Origin of the sequence: Pseudonocardia hydrocarbonoxydans (assembly GCF_006539565.1) — a bacterium.
Classification (GTDB): domain Bacteria; phylum Actinomycetota; class Actinomycetes; order Mycobacteriales; family Pseudonocardiaceae; genus Pseudonocardia; species Pseudonocardia hydrocarbonoxydans.
Window position 1 is genome coordinate 196,744 of sequence record NZ_BJNG01000016.1, and the last position, 18,146, is coordinate 214,889.

Consider the following 18,146-nt stretch of genomic DNA (forward strand, 5'->3'; position numbering starts at 1 on the left):
TTTCGAGCACCGTCCGAAGTACATCGGTCACGGAGCGTCAGTACGCGACGACGTTCGAGGAGACGACCATGCCGGTCAACGATGATCTCAGCGGTGATTACGGATACGACCTGGCCCACGAGGTGAGGTCGGCCCTACAGCTGCCCGCCAGCCGCCGCCGCACCCCCGTCTCCGGCCGGATGGCGGGCCGCGATCTCGACCTCGACGGCGGCGACCTCGGCTACGACCAGGCCCACGAGCACTGATCCCGCCTGGCACCATGGGGCGATGACCTCGACTTCGACCCCCACGACCTCGACCCCGAGCGGTCTGGACCTCCAGTGGGTCGACCCGGCCGTCCGACCGCAGGACGACCTGTTCTCCCACGTCAACGGTCGCTGGGTCGCCACGCACACCATCCCCGACGACCGCGCGCAGGACGGCGCCTTCCGTGCCCTGCGCGACAACGCCGAGGCCGACGTCCGCGCGATCGTGGAGGAGGCCGGGTCCGGTCCCGTCGCCGACCTGTACGCCTCGTTCATGGACGTCGAGCGGGTGGAGGCCGCGGGCGTCGCCCCGCTCACCCCCCTGCTCGACGAGGTCACGGAGGCCACCGACCGCGCCGCGCTCGCCGCGGTGCTCGGCCGGCGCCAGCGGGAGGGGCGGGCCGCACTGTTCGGCGCGTTCGTCTCCACCGACGCGAAGGACTCGACCCGCTACCTGGTGCACCTGTCGCAGGCCGGGCTCGGGCTGCCCGACGAGTCCTACTACCGCGAGGAGGGCTCCGCGGAGATCCGCACGGAGTACGTCGCCCACCTGCGGCGGCTGTGCGCGCTCGTCGGCCTGCCGGACCACGCCGACACCGTGATGGAGCTGGAGACCGCGCTCGCCGCCGCGTCGTGGGACCGCGTCACCAACCGCGACGCCGAGAAGACCTACACGCTGATGACGCTGGGTGAGCTGCGGGAGTCGGCGCCCGAGTTCGACTGGGAGCCGTTCCTCGCCGCCATGGGCGCCCCCGACGGCGCGTTCGACGAGGTGGTCGTGCGGCAGCCGAGCTTCGTCGCCGCCGCCGCGCAGCTGTGGGCGCAGCGCCCGCTGGAGCAGTGGCAGGCGTGGCTGGCCGTGCACACCGCGTCGTCCTGCGCCGAGTTCCTGAACGCCGACGTCGTGGAGGAGGACTTCGCCTTCCACGGCCGCACGCTGTCCGGCACCCCGACCCTGCGGGAGCGCTGGAAGCGCGGGGTCGCGCTGGTCGAGGCGGCGCTGGGCGAGGAGGTCGGCAAGCTCTACGTCGAGCGGCACTTCCCGGCGTCGTCGAAGGAGCGGATGGTCGAGCTCGTCGCGCACCTCGTCGAGGCCTACCGGCAGTCGATCTCCACGCTGGACTGGATGAGCCCGGAGACCCGGCAGCGCGCGCTCGACAAGCTGGAGCGCTTCACCCCCAAGATCGGCTACCCGGACGTCTGGAAGGACTACTCGTCGCTGGTCGTGCGGCCCGACGACCTGCTCGGCAACGTCGGACGCGCCGGTGAGTGGATGACCGACTTCCAGCTGGCGAAGATCGGGCAGCCGGTCGACCACGACGAGTGGTTCATGACGCCGCAGACCGTCAACGCCTACTACCACCCGCGGATGAACGAGATCGTCTTCCCGGCCGCGATCCTGCAGCCGCCGTTCTTCGATCCCGACGCCGACGACGCCGCCAACTACGGCGGGATCGGCGCCGTCATCGGTCACGAGATCGGCCACGGCTTCGACGACCAGGGCTCCAAGTACGACGGCGACGGCAACATGACCGACTGGTGGACCGACGCCGACCGCACCGAGTTCGACCGTCGCTCGGCCGCGCTGATCGCCCAGTACGACGCGCTCTCCCCGATCGGGCTGCCTGAGCACAAGGTCAACGGCGCCCTCACCGTCGGGGAGAACATCGGCGACCTCGGCGGGCTGACGATCGCCCTCAAGGCCTACGCGATCGCCACCGCCGACGAGGAGCCGCCCGTCATCGACGGGCTCACCGGGGTGCAGCGCGTGCTGTTCGGCTGGGCCCAGGTGTGGCGGGCCGTCACCCGCGACGCGGAGGCGATCCGCCGCCTCACGCTCGACCCGCACTCGCCGCCGGACCTGCGGTGCAACGCCGTGGTCACCAACCTCGACGCCTTCCACGAGGCGTTCGACGTCCGGGAGTCCGACGCGCTGTTCACCCCGCCCGGCGAGCGGGTGCGCATCTGGTGACCTCAGTGGTCGGTGTCGCCCTCGCCACCGATCACGCCCGGCGTGTGCTCGGGGATCCCGGAGAACCAGAAGGCCTGCGGGTCGTCCTCGAGCAGCCAGGACGGGCGGGTGTGCTCGGACTCCTGCCCGCGCCCGGCACCGGCCATCGGCATCAGCGGCATGCCGGTGGTGGCGGGGCGACCCGCAGCCGCGGCGCCGGGGGCTGACCCACCCGGGCCCGTGCCCGGCCGTGGCGGGACGGGCGGTTCCGCGGGGACGGCCCGGGCCGCCGTTCCCGCGTCGGGCTGCGGGCGGCCCGACCACGGGGTGCCCGGCACCCATCCGCCACCGGTGCCGCCCGGCTCACCCGGGGTCGACCGGCCGATCGGGACCGCTGCGGGCCGGCCGGACGGGACCGCACCCGCACCGGGTGACGACACGCCGGAGCCGCGTGCTCCGCCGCCGACCGGCACCGCGCCCACTCCCCCGGGCCCCGTCGCCGCGTTGCCCGGCGCCCCGGCCCCCGGACCGCCGACCCCTGGGCTCCCGGCGCCCGCGCTCCCGGCGCCCGGACTCCCGAGGCCGGAGCTCCCGATGCCCGGTCCGCCGGCACCGGCCACGCTCCCCGCGCCCGCCACGCCGGACCCGGCACCCACCCCGGAGCCGGCGGCCGGGCGCCCGCCGACGAGCCCGGCCGCACCGGCGTCCGTCCCCGCGGTCGGCGCACCCGGACCGGTGCCCGCCCCGACGACCGACGCACCGGCGCCGCCCGTCCCGCTCCCGCCGGACCCGAGCGCCGCGGACCCGATCCCCCCGACCGACGCCCCCGTGACGGGCACCCCGCCGCCCTCGCCCGGCGCGGCGAGCGCCGGCGCGTCGAACGCCTGGAAGGTGCGCCCGGCCGACCAGTTGGCGTTGGACTCGTAGCGCTGCGCCGCCTCCACCGCCAGCACGCGGAGCTCGTCGACGGCCCGGGCCTGCGCCTCGGCGTGCGCGACGTTGCGCGGCGTGGGCAGGTCGGTCTGCAGCGCACGCATGTCGTCGGCGACGCGGCTGTAGTAGGAGGCGCCGTCGTCGAGGGCACCGACCGCGATCCGGGCCTGCCCCGCCCCGAGCTCCCCCACCGCCGCGAGCCGCTCGACGTACTGCCGCGACGCCTCCGCCGCTTCCCCATCGTGCGCTCCCTGCGCGCCCCGCATCGCGGCCCTGAGGTCGTCGGTGGCGCGCTGCAGTGTGTCGGCGAGATGGCGGTAGCGCTCGGCGGCGTCCCCCATCCCCCCGATGCCCGGACCGGCCAGGACGGGATCCCGCAACGCGGCGAGCGGCAACCGGTCGAACGGGACGGCGGTCTGGGCGTAGGGCTCGGCCATCGTGCGTCCTCAGGTCAGGGGCGGGAGGTTGGCGAGGATGAACGCACCCATCCGGCGGGGAATCTCGCAGGGATCGGGCAACGGCCGGTTGGCCGCGTTGTACTCGATGCTGATGCCCTGGTGATCGGCGATGGCGATGTAGAGCGCGCAGCCGTTGTCGGGCAGATCATCCGCACGGATGGCGGGGTGACCGCCAACCTCGGTTGGCTCGAATCTGGCGAACGTCTCGCGCAGGTTGTGGACGATGTCGAGCGCCGCCAGGTTGCTGTCGCTATTGATCTCGAGGCCGACCGGATTCGTATCGTCGGTCGCCGAGGACCAACCACAGCTCTGCGTCGTGGAGTTAATGGACTCAACCGCCGTATCCGGCAGAAATCCCAGTTCCCTGATCTGTTCCTCGGACAGCACATCGCACGGAGGGACACCACGCGCATCTCGCGGAGAACGCACCGACGGCGCCCACCGCGGTGGCTCGCCCTGAGCGGGCACGGGTGATACGGACTCGACCGGCGCGCCGACGCCCGGCACCGTAGCGGAGCTGCATCCCGTCGTCGCGAGGACGATCGAGAACGTCAGGAGCCACACGAGTTTCACAGCAACCGCCGGTTCGTGTCCTCGGTGGTGGAGTAGCCATCGAGCTGCAGCTGGAGGGCGTCTCGGGTCGCCTCAATCTGATCGGCCCATGCTCGGACGAACTGCTCCGCTCGTTGCGCCATCACGCGCCCGTTCACTGCCAGGTTCAAGCTCACATCGTCGTAGCCGGGCGCATCGAACGCGCAAGCCGCCTGCATCATGGCCTGTAGGCGCAGGTCGTTGACGATCCGCGTCAGCTCCACGATGCACGCCTCCGCCCGCTCCGGATCCACCACGAACCCACCGGCACCACCCCCACCGACCACCGGAGCGGCCAGCCGCGCCTCGGCCCAGCCCACGGCGGCGTATCCCCGCGCGCTCTCGCTGCCCTCGACCCCGTCGTCCGCCGCCACGCCAGCAGGATGCCAGCCGGGCCCGTCCGCGAGGGTCGGAACGGAGAAAGATCCGCAACGCGCCGCCGAACTGTCGCCCGAACGGAACCAGGTGGCTCCCGGGAGCCGACGTCACAGCGATGGCCGATCGTCGGCGCCGTCAGATGAACGGAGGGAGAGGGGAAAGGACGGATCGCGTCCCTGCCCTCGACCCCGACGTCGGCCGCCCCGCCCGCAGGTTGCCGGACGGGCCCGTCCGCGAGGGTCGGACCGCCGAGAGATCCCCGACGACACGCAGCCTCGCCCGGCCCGGACGGGGAAGGAGCGGGAGGATGCAGATCCCTGCACCCACGAACGGAGACCCGATGAGCCGCGACGTCCAGATCACCTTCGACGCCCACGACCCCCGCGCGCTGTCGACGTTCTGGCGCGACGTGCTCGGCTACGTCCACCCGGGCCCGCCCGGGGTCGAGCTGGCGGAGGGGGCCGACGCGCTGGCCGCGTGGGACGAGTTCCTCGCCCGGACCGGCGTGTCGCAGGACGAGTGGAACAGCAGGTCGGCGATCGAGGACCCGGACGGCCGGGGGCCGCGGCTGTACTTCCAGCGGGTGCCCGAGGACAAGGTCGCCAAGAACCGCCTGCACATCGACGTGCGCGCGGCACCGGGGCTGCAGGGCGACGAGCGGATGGCGGCGCTGGAGGCGGAGTGCGCGCGGCTCGTCGCCCGCGGTGCCACCCGGATCCGGCGCGACGAGCCGCACCTGCCGATGGGCGCCGGGCACATCGTGATGGCCGACCCCGAGGGCAACGAGTTCTGCCTGGACTGAGCAAGGAGCCGGGCACCCCGTCGGGGTGCCCGGCTCCGGTGGACGGGTGGGCTCAGGCGGTGAGGGCGTGGACGCGCTTGCGGGCGTCCTTCGCGGCCCCCTCGGCCTGGTGGGCGATCTCGGCGCCGACGGCGGAGGCGCGGGCGGCGATGTCGTGGCCCAGCGTGCCGGCCTGCGTGGTCACCTGGTCGAGCACGGCGGGGCCGCGCTTCTCCAGCTCCTTGCGCTTCTTCGCCGCCTGCTTGGCGAGCTGCTTGCGCTGCTTCGCGGTGCGCTTGAGCAGCTCGGCGCGGCGCTTGTCCGCCGCCTTCTGCAGCTCGGCGCCGCGCTGCTCGGCGACCTTCTGCAGCTCGGCGCCGCGCTTCTCGGCCTTCTTCGCGGCGCGGGCGGCACGGACCGACAGGTCCTGACCCAGCTCCGACGCGCGGGACGAGGCGTCGGTCCCCGCCGCCGAGAGCTGGGTCCCGGCCTTCTGCGCGAAGGACGAGACGGCCGCGCCGGCGACGGGCGCGGCACCAACGATGCCGGCGGCGACACCGCTGAGCGCACCGGAGGCATCGTGTGCCACCGAGCTGACCCGGTCACCGATCCCCGGGCCCGAGGTGTGGGTGAGGTCGGCGACCGCGGCCTGCGCGCGCCGGGCGGCCCGCTTGCCGCGGTAGGCCACCGACGGCTTGCCGTGGGTGTCGGCGGCGGCGATGAGCAGGCCGCCGAGCAGGCCGACGTTCTTGAAGAAGTGGATCTGCTGCTCCGCCTTCCTCGCCTCGTCGGTCTCCTCCCAGAACCGGTGGCCGGCCAGGGTGGTGGGGATCAGCGACGCGGCGAGGGCGGTGGAGGCCAGACGCGGGAACTTGCCCAGCGCCAGCATCGACCCGGCGACGATCTTGACGCCGGCGTCGATCTTGATGAGCATCTCGTCGTCGGGGCGCTGGTCGATCGGCGCCACCTCGACGGCCTTGTCCACGGCCGGGGCGACGGCGTCGAGCACGGGCTTGGCCGCCTCGACGTGGCCCTGGGGCGCCTTGAGCGCGGTGATACCGCCCTGGATGAACAGGGCGGCGAGCATGGGTCGAGCGACTCGTCGAAGGAGCATGTCGGGCAGTTCCCCGTCCGGGCCCGGGCGAAACACCGGCGATGCCATAGTTCGGGTGTGAGCACGAAGCGGGCGATCGGGCTGGACGTCGGCGGTACCAAGATCGCGGGGGGTGTCGTCGACGCCGACGGCACACTGTCGACCGAGATCGTCGAGCCCACACCGGAGGACTCCGACGCCGAGGCGGTGTCCGCGGTGCTGCTCGACATCGTCGGGCGGCTGCGCGAGAAGCACCCCGACGTGTCGGCGATCGGCGTCGGCGCGGCCGGCATCGTGCAGTGGCCGGAGGGCCGCATGCTGTGGGCCCCGAACAACGCCTACCGCGACTGGCCGGTGCGCGAGCAGCTCGAGGCCGCCACCGGGCTGCCGGCCGTCATCGACAACGACGCCAACGTGGCGGTGCTCGCCGAGGCCCGGCTGGGGCCCCGGCCGTACCGGGAGCTGGTGCTGGTCACCGTCGGCACCGGGATCGGCGGCGGCCTGGTCCTGGACGGCCGGATCTACCGGGGACCCACCGGCCGCGGCGCGGAGCTCGGCCACATCGTCCTCAACCCCGACGGCCCCGTCTGCGGCTGCGGCAACCACGGCTGCTTCGAGGCCTACGCCTCGGGCACCGCGCTGACCAGGATGGGCCGCGAGGCCGCCGACGACGACCCCCGCGGGCTGATCGCGCGGCTCGGCGCGGAACAGGGCGAGGTCACCGGCCGGACGGTCACCGCGGCGGCGACGCAGGGCGACGCCGTCGCGCGGGACCTGTTCGGCCGCCTGGGCCGCTGGCTCGGCGTCGGCATCGCGTCGCTGGCCAACATCTTCGAGCTGGAGGCGGTCGTCGTCGGGGGCGGCCTGGTGAGCACCGGCGATCTGCTGCTGGAGCCCGCTCGCCGGGCCGCGCGCGAGTTCGCCTACGCCACGCAGGTCCGCGAGCCGGTGCCGATCCGGCCCGCCGTGTTCGGTGGCGACGCCGGGATGATCGGCGCGGCGTTGCTCGCCCTCGAGGACGCCCGTCCCTCGGTAGGGTGACGAGGTGCTCGTCCTCGGACCCGTCCTGCGCCACGTCGGCGAGACCACCGCGCAGGTCTGGGTGCAGACCGACCGCGCCTGCACCGTCCGTGTCCTGGGTTGCGAGGCACCCACCTTCGAGGTGCGGGGGCACCACTTCGCACTGGTCGGCGTCACCGGGCTGACGCCGGACAGCCGCACCCCCTACGAGGTCCACCTCGACGGCGAGCTCGCCTGGCCGCAGACCCCGAGCCCGTTCCCGGCCAGCCTGATCCGCACGCGCGGGCCGGAGTCCGACGGGTCCAACCGGATCATCTTCGGGTCGTGCCGCTACGCGAAGGTCGCCGATCCCCGGATCGCCGCGCGGCTGGGCATCGACGCGCTCGACGCCTACACCGGCCGCATGCTGGGGCGCGATCCCGAGGAGTGGCCCGACGCGCTGCTGCTGCTGGGCGACCAGGTCTACGCCGACGAGCTGATGCCGGCGATCCGCCGTCGCATCGCCGGGCGCCGCGACGCCCACCCCGACTGGCCCGACGACGAGATCGTCGACTTCGACGAGTACGTGGGCCTCTACCGCGACGCCTGGTCCGACCCGGAGATCCGGTGGCTGCTCTCCACCGTCCCCACCGCGATGATCTTCGACGACCACGACGTCCGCGACGACTGGAACACCTCCGCGGCCTGGCGCGACGAGATGCGGGCGACGACCTGGTGGGAGCACCGGATCCGGGCCGGTCTGGCGTCGTACTGGGTGTTCCAGCACATCGGCAACCTCCCGCCCGACGAGCTCGCCGCCGACGCCGACTACCAGCGCGTCGTCACGGCCACCGGCGACACCTGGCCGTTGCTGGCCGACACCGCCGACCGCGCCGACGCCGAGACCGACGGCGCCAAGGGCGTGCGGTTCAGCTTCCGGTGGGACCTGGGGCGCAGCCGGTTCGTCATGATCGACTCCCGGAACGGGCGCATCCTGGACGACGGGCAGCACCTCATGCTGGGCGATCCGGAGTTCGACTGGGTCGAGGCCGCGGTGCACGCGCCCGGCACGGTCGACCACCTGGTGCTGGGCACGTCGCTGCCCTGGCTGCTGCCGCACGCGATCGGCGAGCTGCAGACGGTCAACGAGATCGCGGCGGCGAAACCGGGTTGGCGGGGGCGCCTGGGCGAATGGATCCGCCAGGAGGCCGACCTGGAGCACTGGGCCGCGTTCCGCGAGTCGTTCGACCGGCTCACCCGCATGATCGAGCGGGCCGCGGGCAGCGGGGTGGCCTCGGTCAACGTGCTCTCCGGCGACGTCCACCACAGCTACGCCGCGCGCGCCGACCTGGAGTCACGTCCGCCCGCCGCGGTGCACCAGCTCACCTGCTCGCCGGTGCACAACCACGTCGAGTGGTTCGTCAAGCCCGGCTTCCGGCTCGGCTGGTCGCAATTCACCCGGCGGCTCACCGAGCGCTGGTCGGAGCGGGCCGGGGCGCCGCCCAAGGCCGTCGACTGGGAGCGGCTCGCCGGGCCGCTGTTCGGCAACACGATCGCCACCCTGGACATCAGCGGGCGCCGCGCCGAGGTGTTCTTCGAGCAGCCCACCTCGGCGGCCACGCTGGCCGAGCGCGCCCGCCTCGACCTCACCGCGGAGGCCGCCCCGTGACCCCCACCCCGCCGGCCGCCATCGCCGGGCAGACCGTCGTGCTGCGCCCCACCACCGCGGAGCACGTGCCGCGGTTCCTGGAGATCCTCTCGCACCCCGAGGTCGCGAAGTGGTGGGGCGGCTACGACCTGGAGCGCGTGCGCCGGGAGCTGCTCGGGCCCCAGGGCTACGCGGTGGAGCTGCACGGCGAGGTGGTCGGGCTGATCATCTACTACGAGGAGGACGACCCCGACCACCGGCACGCGGGCCTCGACCTCGCCCTGCACCCCGACGCCCACGGCCAGGGCCTGGGCGCCGACGCGATGCGCACGATGGTGCGCTACCTGTTCGACGTCCGCGGGCACCGCCGGATCGTCATCGACCCGGCCGCCCACAACGAGCGGGCGATCCGCAGCTACACCCGCGTCGGGTTCCGCCCGGTCGGCGTCATGCGCGGCTACGAGCGCCGCCTCGACGGCAGCTGGCACGACGGCCTGCTGATGGACCTGCTGGTCGACGACCTGACCTGATCAGGGCCTCAGAACGCGGCACCTCAGAACACGGTGCGCGCGAGCCAGGTGTCGAACACCGCGGCGTCGCCGAGCACCTGCACGGCCGACGCCGGGATCCGGCGGTGGACCGCGAGCAGCAGGTCGGCCGCCGGGCCCCGGACGGCCGCCGCGCCCTTGCCGTGCCCGTGCTCCCAGGCGACGCCGCCGTCGTCGGTGCCGCGCACCATCCACTCCCCCGCCTCGCCGAGCCCGTCGTCGGTGGCGTGCAGGTGCAGGACCGTGCCCGCGGGCAGCGGCGGGGCCTCGGCGGGGGGTCGCTCGGCCGTCAGCGCCAGCGTCTCCGACACCCCGTCCGCCGCGACGGCGGCGTCGATCGCGTAGGCCTCGCCCAGCGCGAGCGCCGCGTCCGCCCGGTGCACGGTCGACTCGTGCAGCCGCCGCCGGATCCACCAGGCGGCCGGGCGCGGGCCCAGGAACGTCCAGACGGGCACGTCCGGCCCGGTCTCGGCGACGGCGTCGAGCAGCGTCCGCGGGCTCTCCCGCAGCCAGCCGGTGACGTCGTCGCCGGGCTTGCCGCCCGGCACCTCGCGCGGGTCGACGAACTCGCCGGTGCGCACGATCGTGGCCGCCCAGCGGTCGCCGCGACCGACGTGGCGGACCAGCTGCTGCAGCGTCCAGCCCGGGCAGGTCGGGACGGCGGCGTCCGGCGCGCGGTCGTGGACGAGCTCGGCGAGCAGGCGGTTCTGCTCGGTCAGGGCGGCGGCGTGATCCATGCCGGAACGCTAGCGTCCCGCCGCGCGCGCATGGATCCCGGAGGCAGTGGGTAAGGGCAGCACATGGCCTCGGATTCACCCGACTGGACGGTTCCCGCCCCCCTCCGCGCATTGTTGTGGTGGCCCGGGGTGGCGTTCGTGCTCGTACTGATCGCCCCCGACGCGGCCGTGGGATCGATCGCCACGGCGGGGCTCGTCCTGGTGACGCTCGGTGCACTGGCGGGTGCGGTCGGGCGCCGGGTCCGGGGCACCGCGGCGGACGCCGGTGGGCTCGAACCGGAGTACGAGGCGGCCGGTCGCACCGCGTGAGCGACGGGAGGCATGTCACCCGGCATGCCGCTTGTACGTCCGATAGTCGGATGTCAAACTAAATCCGTCGGCCGGGGTTCGCCCGAACACCGGAGGCTACCGGCGAGAGGACATCCCCGATGACCGACCTGCACGTGCCCGCGAACCCGGTCCGCTTCGTCACCGCGGCCAGCCTGTTCGACGGCCACGACGCCGCGATCAACATCATGCGGCGCATCCTCCAGCGCCAGGGTGCGGAGGTCGTCCACCTGGGGCACAACCGCTCGGTCGACGAGGTGGTCGCCGCCGCCATCCAGGAGGACGCGCAGGGCGTCGCGATCAGCTCCTACCAGGGCGGTCACGTCGAGTACTTCACCTACCTGGTCGAGCTGCTGCGCGAGCGCGGCGCGGGCCACATCAAGGTCTACGGCGGTGGGGGCGGCGTCATCGTCCCCCGGGAGATCGACCTGCTGCACTCGCGCGGCGTCGCCCGGATCTTCTCCCCCGAGGACGGCCAGCACCTCGGCCTGCCCGGGATGATCAACCTGATGATCCGCGACTGCGACACCGACCTCGCGGCCACCCCTCCCGCCTCCTTCGACGGCCTGCGCACCGGCGACCACACCACGCTCGCCCGCGTGCTCACCCTCGCCGAGGCCGGCCGGCTCCCGGCCGACCTCGACCTGGAGCCGCGCCGCCCCGTCCCCGTGCTGGGCATCACCGGCACCGGCGGGTCGGGCAAGTCCAGCCTCACCGACGAGATCGTGCGCCGCTTCCGCCTCGACCAGGAGGACAAGCTCCGCATCGCCGTGCTCGCCGTCGACCCCACGCGGCGCAAGGGCGGCGGCGCGCTGCTCGGCGACCGGATCCGGATGAACTCGCTCGGCGGCGAGCAGGTCTTCTTCCGCTCGATGGCCACCCGCGGCGCCGACGCCAGCCTGCCCGAGCACCTCACCGACGCCATCGCGGTGCTGCGGGCCGCCGAGTTCGACCTGGTGATCGTCGAGACGCCGGGCATCGGCCAGGGCGACGCCGGCATCGCGGGCCTCGTCGACCGCTCGCTGTACGTGATGACGCCCGAGTTCGGCGCCGCGTCGCAGCTGGAGAAGATCGACATGCTCGACTTCGCCGACGTCGTCGCGATCAACAAGTTCGAGCGCCGCGGCGCCGAGGACGCCCGCCGCGACGTCGGCCGCCAGCTCGTGCGCAACCGCGAGGCGTTCGGGTCCTCGTGGGAGGACATGCCGGTCTACGGCACGTCCGCGGCCACCTTCAACGACCTCGGCGTCACCGCGCTCTACCAGCACCTGCGCGAGATGCTCGTCGACGACGGCCTGGTGGCGGGCGAGGGCCGGCTGCCGCGCACCGACCGCAAGACCTCCGCCGAGCACGCCGCGGTGATCCCCCCGCAGCGCACCCGCTACCTCTCCGAGATCGCCGAGACCGTGCGCGGCTACCACGCCGACACCGAGAAGGCCGTCGACGCCGCGCGCATCCGCCAGCACCTGCGCACCGCGCGCGAGCTGGTCGGCGAGGCCGTCGACGAGGAGCTGGCCAAGGCCGAGAAGGCGCTGCCCGCCGACGCCGCCGAGCTGCTGGACACCTGGCCGCAGGTCGTGCAGGACTACTCCGGCGACGAGCTGGTCGTGACGATCCGCGACAAGGAGCTGCGCACGCAGCTGACCCGCGAGACGCTCTCGGGCAACAAGGTGCGCCGCGTCGCGCTGCCGAGCGTCACCGAGGACGCCGACCTGCTGCGCTTCCTGCGCCGGGAGAACCTGCCCGGGCGCTTCCCGTTCACCGCGGGGGTGTTCCCGTTCAAGCGCGAGGGCGAGGACCCGGCCCGGATGTTCGCCGGCGAGGGCGACCCGTTCCGCACCAACCGCCGGTTCAAGATCCTCTCCGACGACTCCGACGCCAAGCGCCTGTCGACGGCGTTCGACTCCGTCACCCTCTACGGCCGCGACCCCGACACCCGCCCGGACATCTACGGCAAGGTCGGCACGTCCGGCGTCTCGATCGCGACGCTGGAGGACATGAAGGTCCTCTACGGCGGCTTCGACCTCACCTCGCCGACGACCTCGGTGTCGATGACGATCAACGGCCCGGCGCCGACGATCCTGGCGTTCTACCTCAACACCGCGATCGACCAGACGCTGGAGCGCTTCCGCGAGGAGGAGGGCCGCGAGCCCGACGAGGCCGAGCGCGAGGAACTGACGGCGTTCACGCTGGCCAACGTCCGCGGCACGGTGCAGGCCGACATCCTCAAGGAGGACCAGGGCCAGAACACCTGCATCTTCTCCACCGAGTTCAGCCTGCGGATGATGGCCGACATCCAGGCCTGGTTCATCGATCACAAGGTCCGCAACTTCTACTCGGTCTCGATCTCGGGCTACCACATCGCCGAGGCCGGGGCGAACCCGATCAGCCAGCTCGCGTTCACGCTGTCCAACGGGTTCACCTTCGTCGAGAGCTACCTCGCGCGGGGCATGTCGATCGACGACTTCGCCCACAACCTGTCGTTCTTCTTCTCCAACGGGATGGACGCGGAGTACACCGTGATCGGGCGGGTCGCCCGCCGGATCTGGGCGATCGCGATGCGCGAGAAGTACGGGGCGAGCGAGCGCAGCCAGAAGCTCAAGTACCACGTACAGACCTCGGGCCGGTCGCTGCACGCGCAGGAGATGAACTTCAACGACATCCGCACCACGCTGCAGGCGCTGTGCGCGCTCTACGACAACGCGAACTCCCTGCACACCAACGCCTACGACGAGGCCGTGACGACGCCGACCGAGGAGTCGGTGCGTCGCGCGATGGCGATCCAGCTGATCATCAACCGCGAGTGGGGCCTGTCGCTCAACGAGAACCCGCTGCAGGGCTCGTTCGTCGTCGACGAGCTGACCGACCTCGTGGAGGAGGCGGTCCTGGCCGAGTTCGACCGGATCTCCGAGCGCGGCGGCGTCCTCGGCGCGATGGAGACCGGCTACCAGCGCGGCCGCATCCAGGACGAGTCGATGCTCTACGAGCACCGCAAGCACGACGGCACGCTGCCGCTGGTCGGCGTCAACACCTTCCTCAAGCCCGACGACCCCGACGCCGGGCCCGTCGAGATCGAGCTGGCCCGGGCCACCGAGGCGGAGAAGAAGAGCCAGCTCGACCGGCTCGCCGACTTCCAGGGCCGCCACGGCAGCGAGGCGACCGAGGCGATCCGGCGGCTGCAGGACGTCGCGACCGGCGAGGGCAACGTGTTCGACGAGCTCATGCGCGCGGCGCGGGTGTGCTCGCTGGGCCAGCTCACCGAGGCGTTCTTCGAGGTGGGCGGGCAGTACCGGCGCAACATGTAGTCAGCCGTTGACGTCGTACGTCGCGACCCCGAGTCCGTGCCAGGCGTCGAGCAGTCTCCTGTCGCCGGCGGCGGCGACCAGATCGGGCGCGCTCAGCTCGAGGGCCGCCGCGCAGTGCACGGCGTCGTAGCCGCGCAGCGCCTGGTCCACGGCGTACGTCGCTGCGGCCAGGACGAGCGGTTGGTCCAGCTCGACGACCTCCATCTCGGCCCACAGGTCGTCGAGCAGGCCCCGCGCCCGGTCGTGGCCACCCGGGTCGAGCCGCCCCATCCGGACGGCCTGGGCGAGCGCGGCGGCGGTCTCGACGTAGAGCAGACGGCACGACACGACGGCGTCGGCGGCTTCCCAGAAGCGCCGGCACGCGCCGGTCGACGGCTCCGCGATGATCAGCGGGACGAACGCCGACGTGTCGAGCTATCCGATCACCGACGCTGGTCGTCGATCAGGTCGCTGACGGTGCCCGCGGACGGCACGGGGTCGGGGGTGGCGCGCCGGGGAGCCGCCGCGGGCCGGACACGGCCCTCGGCCACGAGCCGTTCCAGCGGCGAGGGCGTGTCCACGGGCACGATCCGCGCGACCGGGCGGCCGTGGTCGGTCACCGTGAGGGTGCGACCGCCTCGTACCGCAGCCAGGTGCCTACTGAGCCCGTCGCGCAGCTCCCGGATGCCGATCTCCATACGACACCCCCCCCACTTGTGGCCACTGACAACGTGCCCATTATGGCCACTTCGGCCGGCGCGTTCCCGGAAGCGTGCGCGACGGTCACGGCGCGGGGACGTGCCGCAGGTGCACCGCCAGCACCAGAGCCGTGCCGAGCAGGACCGTCACGTAGCCGACCAGACCGGGCCAGCCGGCGAGGTCGAACGCGACCCCGCCCAGCAGGCCGCCGACGCTGGAGCCCGCGTAGTAGGCCAGCAGGTACAGCGACGAGGCCTGGCTCGGGTCGCCCCCGGGCAGCAGCACCGACCGGCGCCCGACCCAGCTGCTGGCCACCGAGTGGGCGCCGAAGAAGCCGATCGTCAGCAGCAGCACGCCGGCGAGCACCAGCGGCAGGACGTCGGGCACGGTGACCCAGGCCCCAGCCAGCGCCATCAGCACGGTGCCCCACAGGACCTTCCGGCGGCCGAACCGGTCGCCCAGGCGCCCCGCCGTCGTCGACGCCCCGGTGCCGGCGAGGTAGCCGAGGAACACCAGCCCGACCAGCGCCCCGGGCAGCAGGAACGGCGGGGCGAGCAGGCGGAAGGACAGGAAGTTGTAGACGGTGACGAACGTGCCCATCAGCGCGAACGAGATCCCGAACAGGCAGCGCAGGCCGGGGTCGCGCAGGTGCACGCGCAGCGGCGCGCCGAGGTCGCGCAGCCGGACCGGGGCCGCCGTGACCCCGATCGAGGGCGGTAGCAGTGCGCGGAACGCCACCGTGCACGCCAGCGACACGATCCCGACGGCCGCGAGCCCGGCCCGCCACCCGCCGAGATCGGCGACGGCCCCGGCGATCAGCCGCCCGGACAGCCCGCCGACGGTGTTGCCCGCGATGAGCAGCCCGACCGCCCCGCCGAGCCAGCGGGCCGCGACCTCGCGCGTCACGTGGGTCATCAGCAGCGCGGGCAGGGCGGCGAGCGCGACGCCCTGCAGCGCCCGGATGCCGACGAGCACCCCGAACGTCGGCGACAGTGGGGCCAGCAGCGCGAGCACCGCCGACGCCGCGAGCGCCCAGGTCATCACCCGCGCCCGTCCCCAGGACTCCGCCACCGCTGCCAGCGGGACGATCGCCAACGCCAGCGTGCCGGTGGTGGCCGAGAGCGCCAGGCTGGACATCGACGACGAGATCCCGAACTCCGCGGCCAGCGTCGGCAGCAGCCCCTGCACCGCGTAGACCAGCACGAACGTCGCGATGCCGCCGAACCACAGCGCCGCGCCCAGGCGCCGGTAGCCGCGGGTGCCGCGTTCGTGGCCGGCGGGGGCCGGTGCAGTCGTTGTCATCGCTATCGACCCTACGTCCGGACCGCCCGTTCAGCCCTGTGAGCCGCACCTCCGGAACTCCGCGAACTCCAGCCTCCGGCGCAGCGTGAACCCGAGGTGTTCGTAGAGCGCCACGGCCGCGACGTTGTCGGCGGCCGCGTGCAGGAACGGGACGTCGCCGCGGGCCCGGATCGCCGCACCGACCGCGCGCACCAGGCGGGAGGCGAACCCGCGACCCCGCGCGGCAGGCGCCGTGCACACCGCGCTGATCTCCGACCAGCCCGCCGGACGCATCCGCTCCCCCGCCATCGCGACGAGCGCGCCGCCCTCCCGGATCCCGAGGTAGGTGCCCATCTCGATCGTGCGCGTGGCGAACGGGCCCGGACGGGTGCGGGCCACCAGGTCGAGCATCTCCGGGACGTCGGCCGGGCCCAGCACGACGGCCCCGGGGTCGGGCACGACGGCCATGCCGGACCCGTCGAGCTGCACGCCGGGCAGCCGCATCGTCGCCTCCCAGCCCTCGCGCCGCGCCCGCGGCTCCCCGGCGAGGGAGACCGTGCCGAACGCCTCCGCGTCGCGCCACCCCTGGGCGTCGTCGGGGAACACCGCCCAGATCGACACCTCCGGCGGGTAGCGCAGCGCGGTGCCGCGGCGCTGCGCGAAGCGGGCGTGCGGTCCGGTCAGCGCGGCCAGTACCGGGGCGTCGAGCGGGTGCATGACGCCGATCAGATCATCAGGCCGCGTGCGCCTTGCCCACGGCCGCCGCCCGCAGCAGCGCCTCGGCCCGCGACGCCTCGGCCAGCGGCACCAGGTCGGCCATCGCCGGGGTGACGGGGGCGAGGGTGAGCTCGGCCTCCACGACGGAGAGGTCGGCACCCCAGACGTCGGCGAGGATGCGGCGCAGGTACGGGGTGGCGTGGTCCCAGCCCTCGCGCGGGGTGCCGACGCCGTAACCGCCGCCGCGGGCGACGACCAGCGTCACCGGGCGCCCGGCCAGCGGCGAGGTGCCCGGGCCGAAGCGCGGGTCGGTGATCAGCAGGTCGATCCAGGCCTTGAGGTGGGCCGGAACGCCGAAGTTGTACAGCGGGGTGGCCACGACGACGACGTCGGCGCGCAGCACCTCGTCGGCCAGCCCGGCGGCGACGGCCAGCGCCGCGCGCTGCTCGTCGGTGCGCTGCTCGGCGGGGGTGAACCCGGCGAACGCGGCGACAGGCCAGACGTTCGGCAGCGGGTCGGCCACCAGGTCGCGACGGGTGACCGTGGCGTGCGGGTGCTGCTCGACGTAGGCGGCCTCCAGGGCGTCGGCGACCTCGCGGCTCACCGAACCCTCGGTGCGGATGCTGCTGTCGAGACGGAACAGGCTCATCGGATCTCCTCGTGCGTGCGGTACTGACGATGTTCTGTCTAACAGACGATCGTTGCAACAGACAATATGGGGGTGGGCATTCCGGGTACGCTGCGACCGTGACCACACCGCCCCGCCTGGAGTCCGATCTGGGCTGGGCGCTGGGCACGGTCATGCGGAGCTACCTGCGGGCGATCGACGAGGTCGTCGCCGGGGTCCCCGGCGGCCCGCGCGGCTACCAGGTCCTCGCCGCCGCCGGCCGCGGCGAGGCCGGCAGCCAGCTCGCGCTCGCCCAGCACCTGGGCGTCGACCGCACGGTGATGACCTACCTGCTCGACGACCTGGAGTCCGCGGGCCTCGTCGAGCGCCGTCCCGACCCGGCCGACCGCCGCGCCCGGCGCATCTCGCTCACGACCGACGGCGGCGCGCGGCTCTGCGCCCTGGAGCGCGCGCTGCGCGGCGCCGAGGAGGCCGTGCTGGCCCCGCTCGCCGAGGACGAGCGCACCGTGCTGCGCGAGCTGCTGGCACGCATCGCGCTCGGCTCCGCCCCCGTCAACCCCTGCCAGGTGGCGGAGGAGCTGCAGGCCGCCGAGCTCAGCGCACCCCGAGGTCGAGCTCCCCGGCGATCCGCCGCTGCACCGACGCCACCGCCCGGAACGCCTCGCGCAGCGACGCCCGCGTCACCGCGCTGAGGTCGGCGGGCCGCACCAGGTCGTCGGGAGCCTCCCCGTTCCGCAGTTGCTCGACCTGGTGCGCCAGTCGCAGCCCCAGCACGCCGCTGCCGTCGTCACCTGCCTCCGATCCCGCGCGGGCCCGCCATGATCACCAGGAGTGGGACATGAGCGCCA

General features: G+C 73.6%; 18 protein-coding genes and 2 pseudogenes. 9 read left to right on the forward strand and 11 right to left on the reverse strand.

The genetic code is table 11. From position 1 onward, the window contains the following. Window positions 1-68 precede the first annotated feature (68 nt). Window positions 69-245: a hypothetical protein gene (locus PHY01_RS26405; RefSeq protein ID WP_170183748.1), complete on the forward strand. Its 177-nt coding sequence runs from the start codon at window positions 69-71 to the stop codon at window positions 243-245. 22 nt (window positions 246-267) lie between these two features. After that, window positions 268-2,217, forward strand: a complete 1,950-nt coding sequence (locus PHY01_RS10675; RefSeq protein ID WP_141278412.1) for a M13 family metallopeptidase — start codon at window positions 268-270, stop codon at window positions 2,215-2,217. 2 nt (window positions 2,218-2,219) lie between these two features. On the opposite strand, the gene PHY01_RS27945 is transcribed toward PHY01_RS10675, so the two are convergent. The 3 genes from PHY01_RS27945 to PHY01_RS10690 are packed head-to-tail and all read right to left on the reverse strand — an operon-like array spanning window position 2,220 to window position 4,552. Beyond that, window positions 2,220-3,566 carry a hypothetical protein gene (locus PHY01_RS27945; protein ID WP_141278413.1) on the reverse strand — a complete coding sequence of 449 codons (1,347 nt, stop codon included), beginning with the start codon at window positions 3,564-3,566 and terminating at the stop codon, window positions 2,220-2,222. Window positions 3,567-3,575: 9 nt separating this feature from the next. Further along, entirely contained in the window at window positions 3,576-4,151 is a 576-nt protein-coding gene (locus PHY01_RS10685) for a DUF3558 domain-containing protein (RefSeq protein ID WP_170183749.1), read from the reverse strand. A gap of 5 nt (window positions 4,152-4,156) precedes the next feature. After that, window positions 4,157-4,552, reverse strand: coding sequence for a PE domain-containing protein (locus PHY01_RS10690; protein ID WP_141278415.1), 396 nt, complete (start codon window positions 4,550-4,552; stop codon window positions 4,157-4,159). A 344-nt stretch (window positions 4,553-4,896) separates the two neighbouring features. Here PHY01_RS10690 and PHY01_RS10695 point away from each other — a divergent pair, with 344 nt between their 5' ends. Continuing rightward, window positions 4,897-5,358: a VOC family protein gene (locus PHY01_RS10695; protein ID WP_141278416.1), complete on the forward strand. Its 462-nt coding sequence runs from the start codon at window positions 4,897-4,899 to the stop codon at window positions 5,356-5,358. 52 nt (window positions 5,359-5,410) lie between these two features. Here PHY01_RS10695 and PHY01_RS10700 read toward each other — a convergent pair whose 3' ends face one another. After that, on the reverse strand, window positions 5,411-6,424 hold the full coding sequence (locus PHY01_RS10700; RefSeq protein WP_170183750.1) for a DoxX family protein: 1,014 nt from the start codon (window positions 6,422-6,424) through the stop codon (window positions 5,411-5,413). An 84-nt stretch (window positions 6,425-6,508) separates the two neighbouring features. On the opposite strand from PHY01_RS10700, the gene PHY01_RS10705 reads away from it, so the two are divergent. From PHY01_RS10705 to PHY01_RS10715, 3 genes are read left to right on the forward strand one after another with little or no spacing between them, the layout of a single operon-like run. Next, window positions 6,509-7,471 (forward strand): ROK family protein, encoded by a 963-nt coding sequence (locus PHY01_RS10705; protein WP_141278418.1) that lies wholly within the window; start codon window positions 6,509-6,511, stop codon window positions 7,469-7,471. 4 nt (window positions 7,472-7,475) lie between these two features. Then, window positions 7,476-9,098, forward strand: coding sequence for an alkaline phosphatase D family protein (locus PHY01_RS10710; protein WP_141278419.1), 1,623 nt, complete (start codon window positions 7,476-7,478; stop codon window positions 9,096-9,098). A 20-nt stretch (window positions 9,099-9,118) separates the two neighbouring features. Then, the gene (locus PHY01_RS10715) at window positions 9,119-9,607 is read left to right on the forward strand and encodes a GNAT family N-acetyltransferase (protein WP_170183755.1); all 489 of its coding nucleotides are present in this window, start codon (window positions 9,119-9,121) and stop codon (window positions 9,605-9,607) included. A gap of 23 nt (window positions 9,608-9,630) precedes the next feature. On the opposite strand, the gene PHY01_RS10720 is transcribed toward PHY01_RS10715, so the two are convergent. Continuing rightward, window positions 9,631-10,362: a maleylpyruvate isomerase family mycothiol-dependent enzyme gene (locus tag PHY01_RS10720; protein WP_141278421.1), complete on the reverse strand. Its 732-nt coding sequence runs from the start codon at window positions 10,360-10,362 to the stop codon at window positions 9,631-9,633. 138 nt (window positions 10,363-10,500) lie between these two features. Between PHY01_RS10720 and PHY01_RS26410 the strand changes: the two genes are divergently transcribed. Continuing rightward, window positions 10,501-10,671 carry a hypothetical protein gene (locus PHY01_RS26410; protein WP_170183751.1) on the forward strand — a complete coding sequence of 57 codons (171 nt, stop codon included), beginning with the start codon at window positions 10,501-10,503 and terminating at the stop codon, window positions 10,669-10,671. Between the two features lie 119 nt (window positions 10,672-10,790). After that, window positions 10,791-13,994, forward strand: coding sequence for a fused isobutyryl-CoA mutase/GTPase IcmF (icmF, locus tag PHY01_RS10725; RefSeq protein ID WP_141278422.1), 3,204 nt, complete (start codon window positions 10,791-10,793; stop codon window positions 13,992-13,994). On the opposite strand, the pseudogene PHY01_RS10730 reads toward icmF, so the two are convergent. The 5 genes and pseudogenes from PHY01_RS10730 to PHY01_RS10750 form a co-directional block, all read right to left on the reverse strand. Then, a pseudogene (locus PHY01_RS10730) lies at window positions 13,995-14,396 on the reverse strand (type II toxin-antitoxin system VapC family toxin); the annotation flags it as partial. Window positions 14,397-14,416: 20 nt separating this feature from the next. Further along, window positions 14,417-14,671, reverse strand: coding sequence for a type II toxin-antitoxin system Phd/YefM family antitoxin (locus PHY01_RS10735; RefSeq protein WP_141278423.1), 255 nt, complete (start codon window positions 14,669-14,671; stop codon window positions 14,417-14,419). Window positions 14,672-14,756: 85 nt separating this feature from the next. Continuing rightward, on the reverse strand, window positions 14,757-15,974 hold the full coding sequence (locus PHY01_RS10740; RefSeq protein WP_141278424.1) for an MFS transporter: 1,218 nt from the start codon (window positions 15,972-15,974) through the stop codon (window positions 14,757-14,759). Window positions 15,975-16,004: 30 nt separating this feature from the next. Continuing rightward, window positions 16,005-16,670, reverse strand: coding sequence for a GNAT family N-acetyltransferase (locus tag PHY01_RS10745; protein ID WP_141278425.1), 666 nt, complete (start codon window positions 16,668-16,670; stop codon window positions 16,005-16,007). Between the two features lie 16 nt (window positions 16,671-16,686). Further along, complete coding sequence (locus tag PHY01_RS10750; RefSeq protein WP_141278426.1) at window positions 16,687-17,319, reverse strand: FMN-dependent NADH-azoreductase; 633 nt, start codon at window positions 17,317-17,319, stop codon at window positions 16,687-16,689. Window positions 17,320-17,471: 152 nt separating this feature from the next. Here PHY01_RS10750 and PHY01_RS10755 point away from each other — a divergent pair, with 152 nt between their 5' ends. After that, window positions 17,472-17,990 carry a MarR family winged helix-turn-helix transcriptional regulator gene (locus tag PHY01_RS10755; RefSeq protein ID WP_373865358.1) on the forward strand — a complete coding sequence of 173 codons (519 nt, stop codon included), beginning with the start codon at window positions 17,472-17,474 and terminating at the stop codon, window positions 17,988-17,990. On the opposite strand, the pseudogene PHY01_RS28205 reads toward PHY01_RS10755, so the two are convergent. After that, window positions 17,980-18,072 (reverse strand): annotated as a pseudogene (locus PHY01_RS28205) (putative nucleotidyltransferase substrate binding domain-containing protein); the annotation flags it as partial. The gene PHY01_RS10755 and the pseudogene PHY01_RS28205 overlap by 11 nt on opposite strands. Window positions 18,073-18,146 lie beyond the last annotated feature (74 nt).

What these genes read in the sequence shown, in the direction of transcription:
- PHY01_RS26405 (WP_170183748.1), top strand. Translation starts at nt 69, where the DNA reads ATGCCGGTCAACGATGATCTCAGCGGTGATTACGGATACGACCTGGCC.
- PHY01_RS10735 (WP_141278423.1), bottom strand. Translation starts at nt 14,671, where the DNA reads ATGGAGATCGGCATCCGGGAGCTGCGCGACGGGCTCAGTAGGCACCTG.
- PHY01_RS10740 (WP_141278424.1), bottom strand. Translation starts at nt 15,974, where the DNA reads ATGACAACGACTGCACCGGCCCCCGCCGGCCACGAACGCGGCACCCGC.
- PHY01_RS27945 (WP_141278413.1), bottom strand. Translation starts at nt 3,566, where the DNA reads ATGGCCGAGCCCTACGCCCAGACCGCCGTCCCGTTCGACCGGTTGCCG.
- PHY01_RS10750 (WP_141278426.1), bottom strand. Translation starts at nt 17,319, where the DNA reads ATGAGCCTGTTCCGTCTCGACAGCAGCATCCGCACCGAGGGTTCGGTG.
- PHY01_RS10745 (WP_141278425.1), bottom strand. Translation starts at nt 16,670, where the DNA reads ATGCACCCGCTCGACGCCCCGGTACTGGCCGCGCTGACCGGACCGCAC.
- PHY01_RS10695 (WP_141278416.1), top strand. Translation starts at nt 4,897, where the DNA reads ATGAGCCGCGACGTCCAGATCACCTTCGACGCCCACGACCCCCGCGCG.
- PHY01_RS10700 (WP_170183750.1), bottom strand. Translation starts at nt 6,424, where the DNA reads ATGCTCGCCGCCCTGTTCATCCAGGGCGGTATCACCGCGCTCAAGGCG.
- icmF (WP_141278422.1), top strand. Translation starts at nt 10,791, where the DNA reads ATGACCGACCTGCACGTGCCCGCGAACCCGGTCCGCTTCGTCACCGCG.
- PHY01_RS10675 (WP_141278412.1), top strand. Translation starts at nt 268, where the DNA reads ATGACCTCGACTTCGACCCCCACGACCTCGACCCCGAGCGGTCTGGAC.
- PHY01_RS10755 (WP_373865358.1), top strand. Translation starts at nt 17,472, where the DNA reads ATGCGGAGCTACCTGCGGGCGATCGACGAGGTCGTCGCCGGGGTCCCC.
- PHY01_RS10720 (WP_141278421.1), bottom strand. Translation starts at nt 10,362, where the DNA reads ATGGATCACGCCGCCGCCCTGACCGAGCAGAACCGCCTGCTCGCCGAG.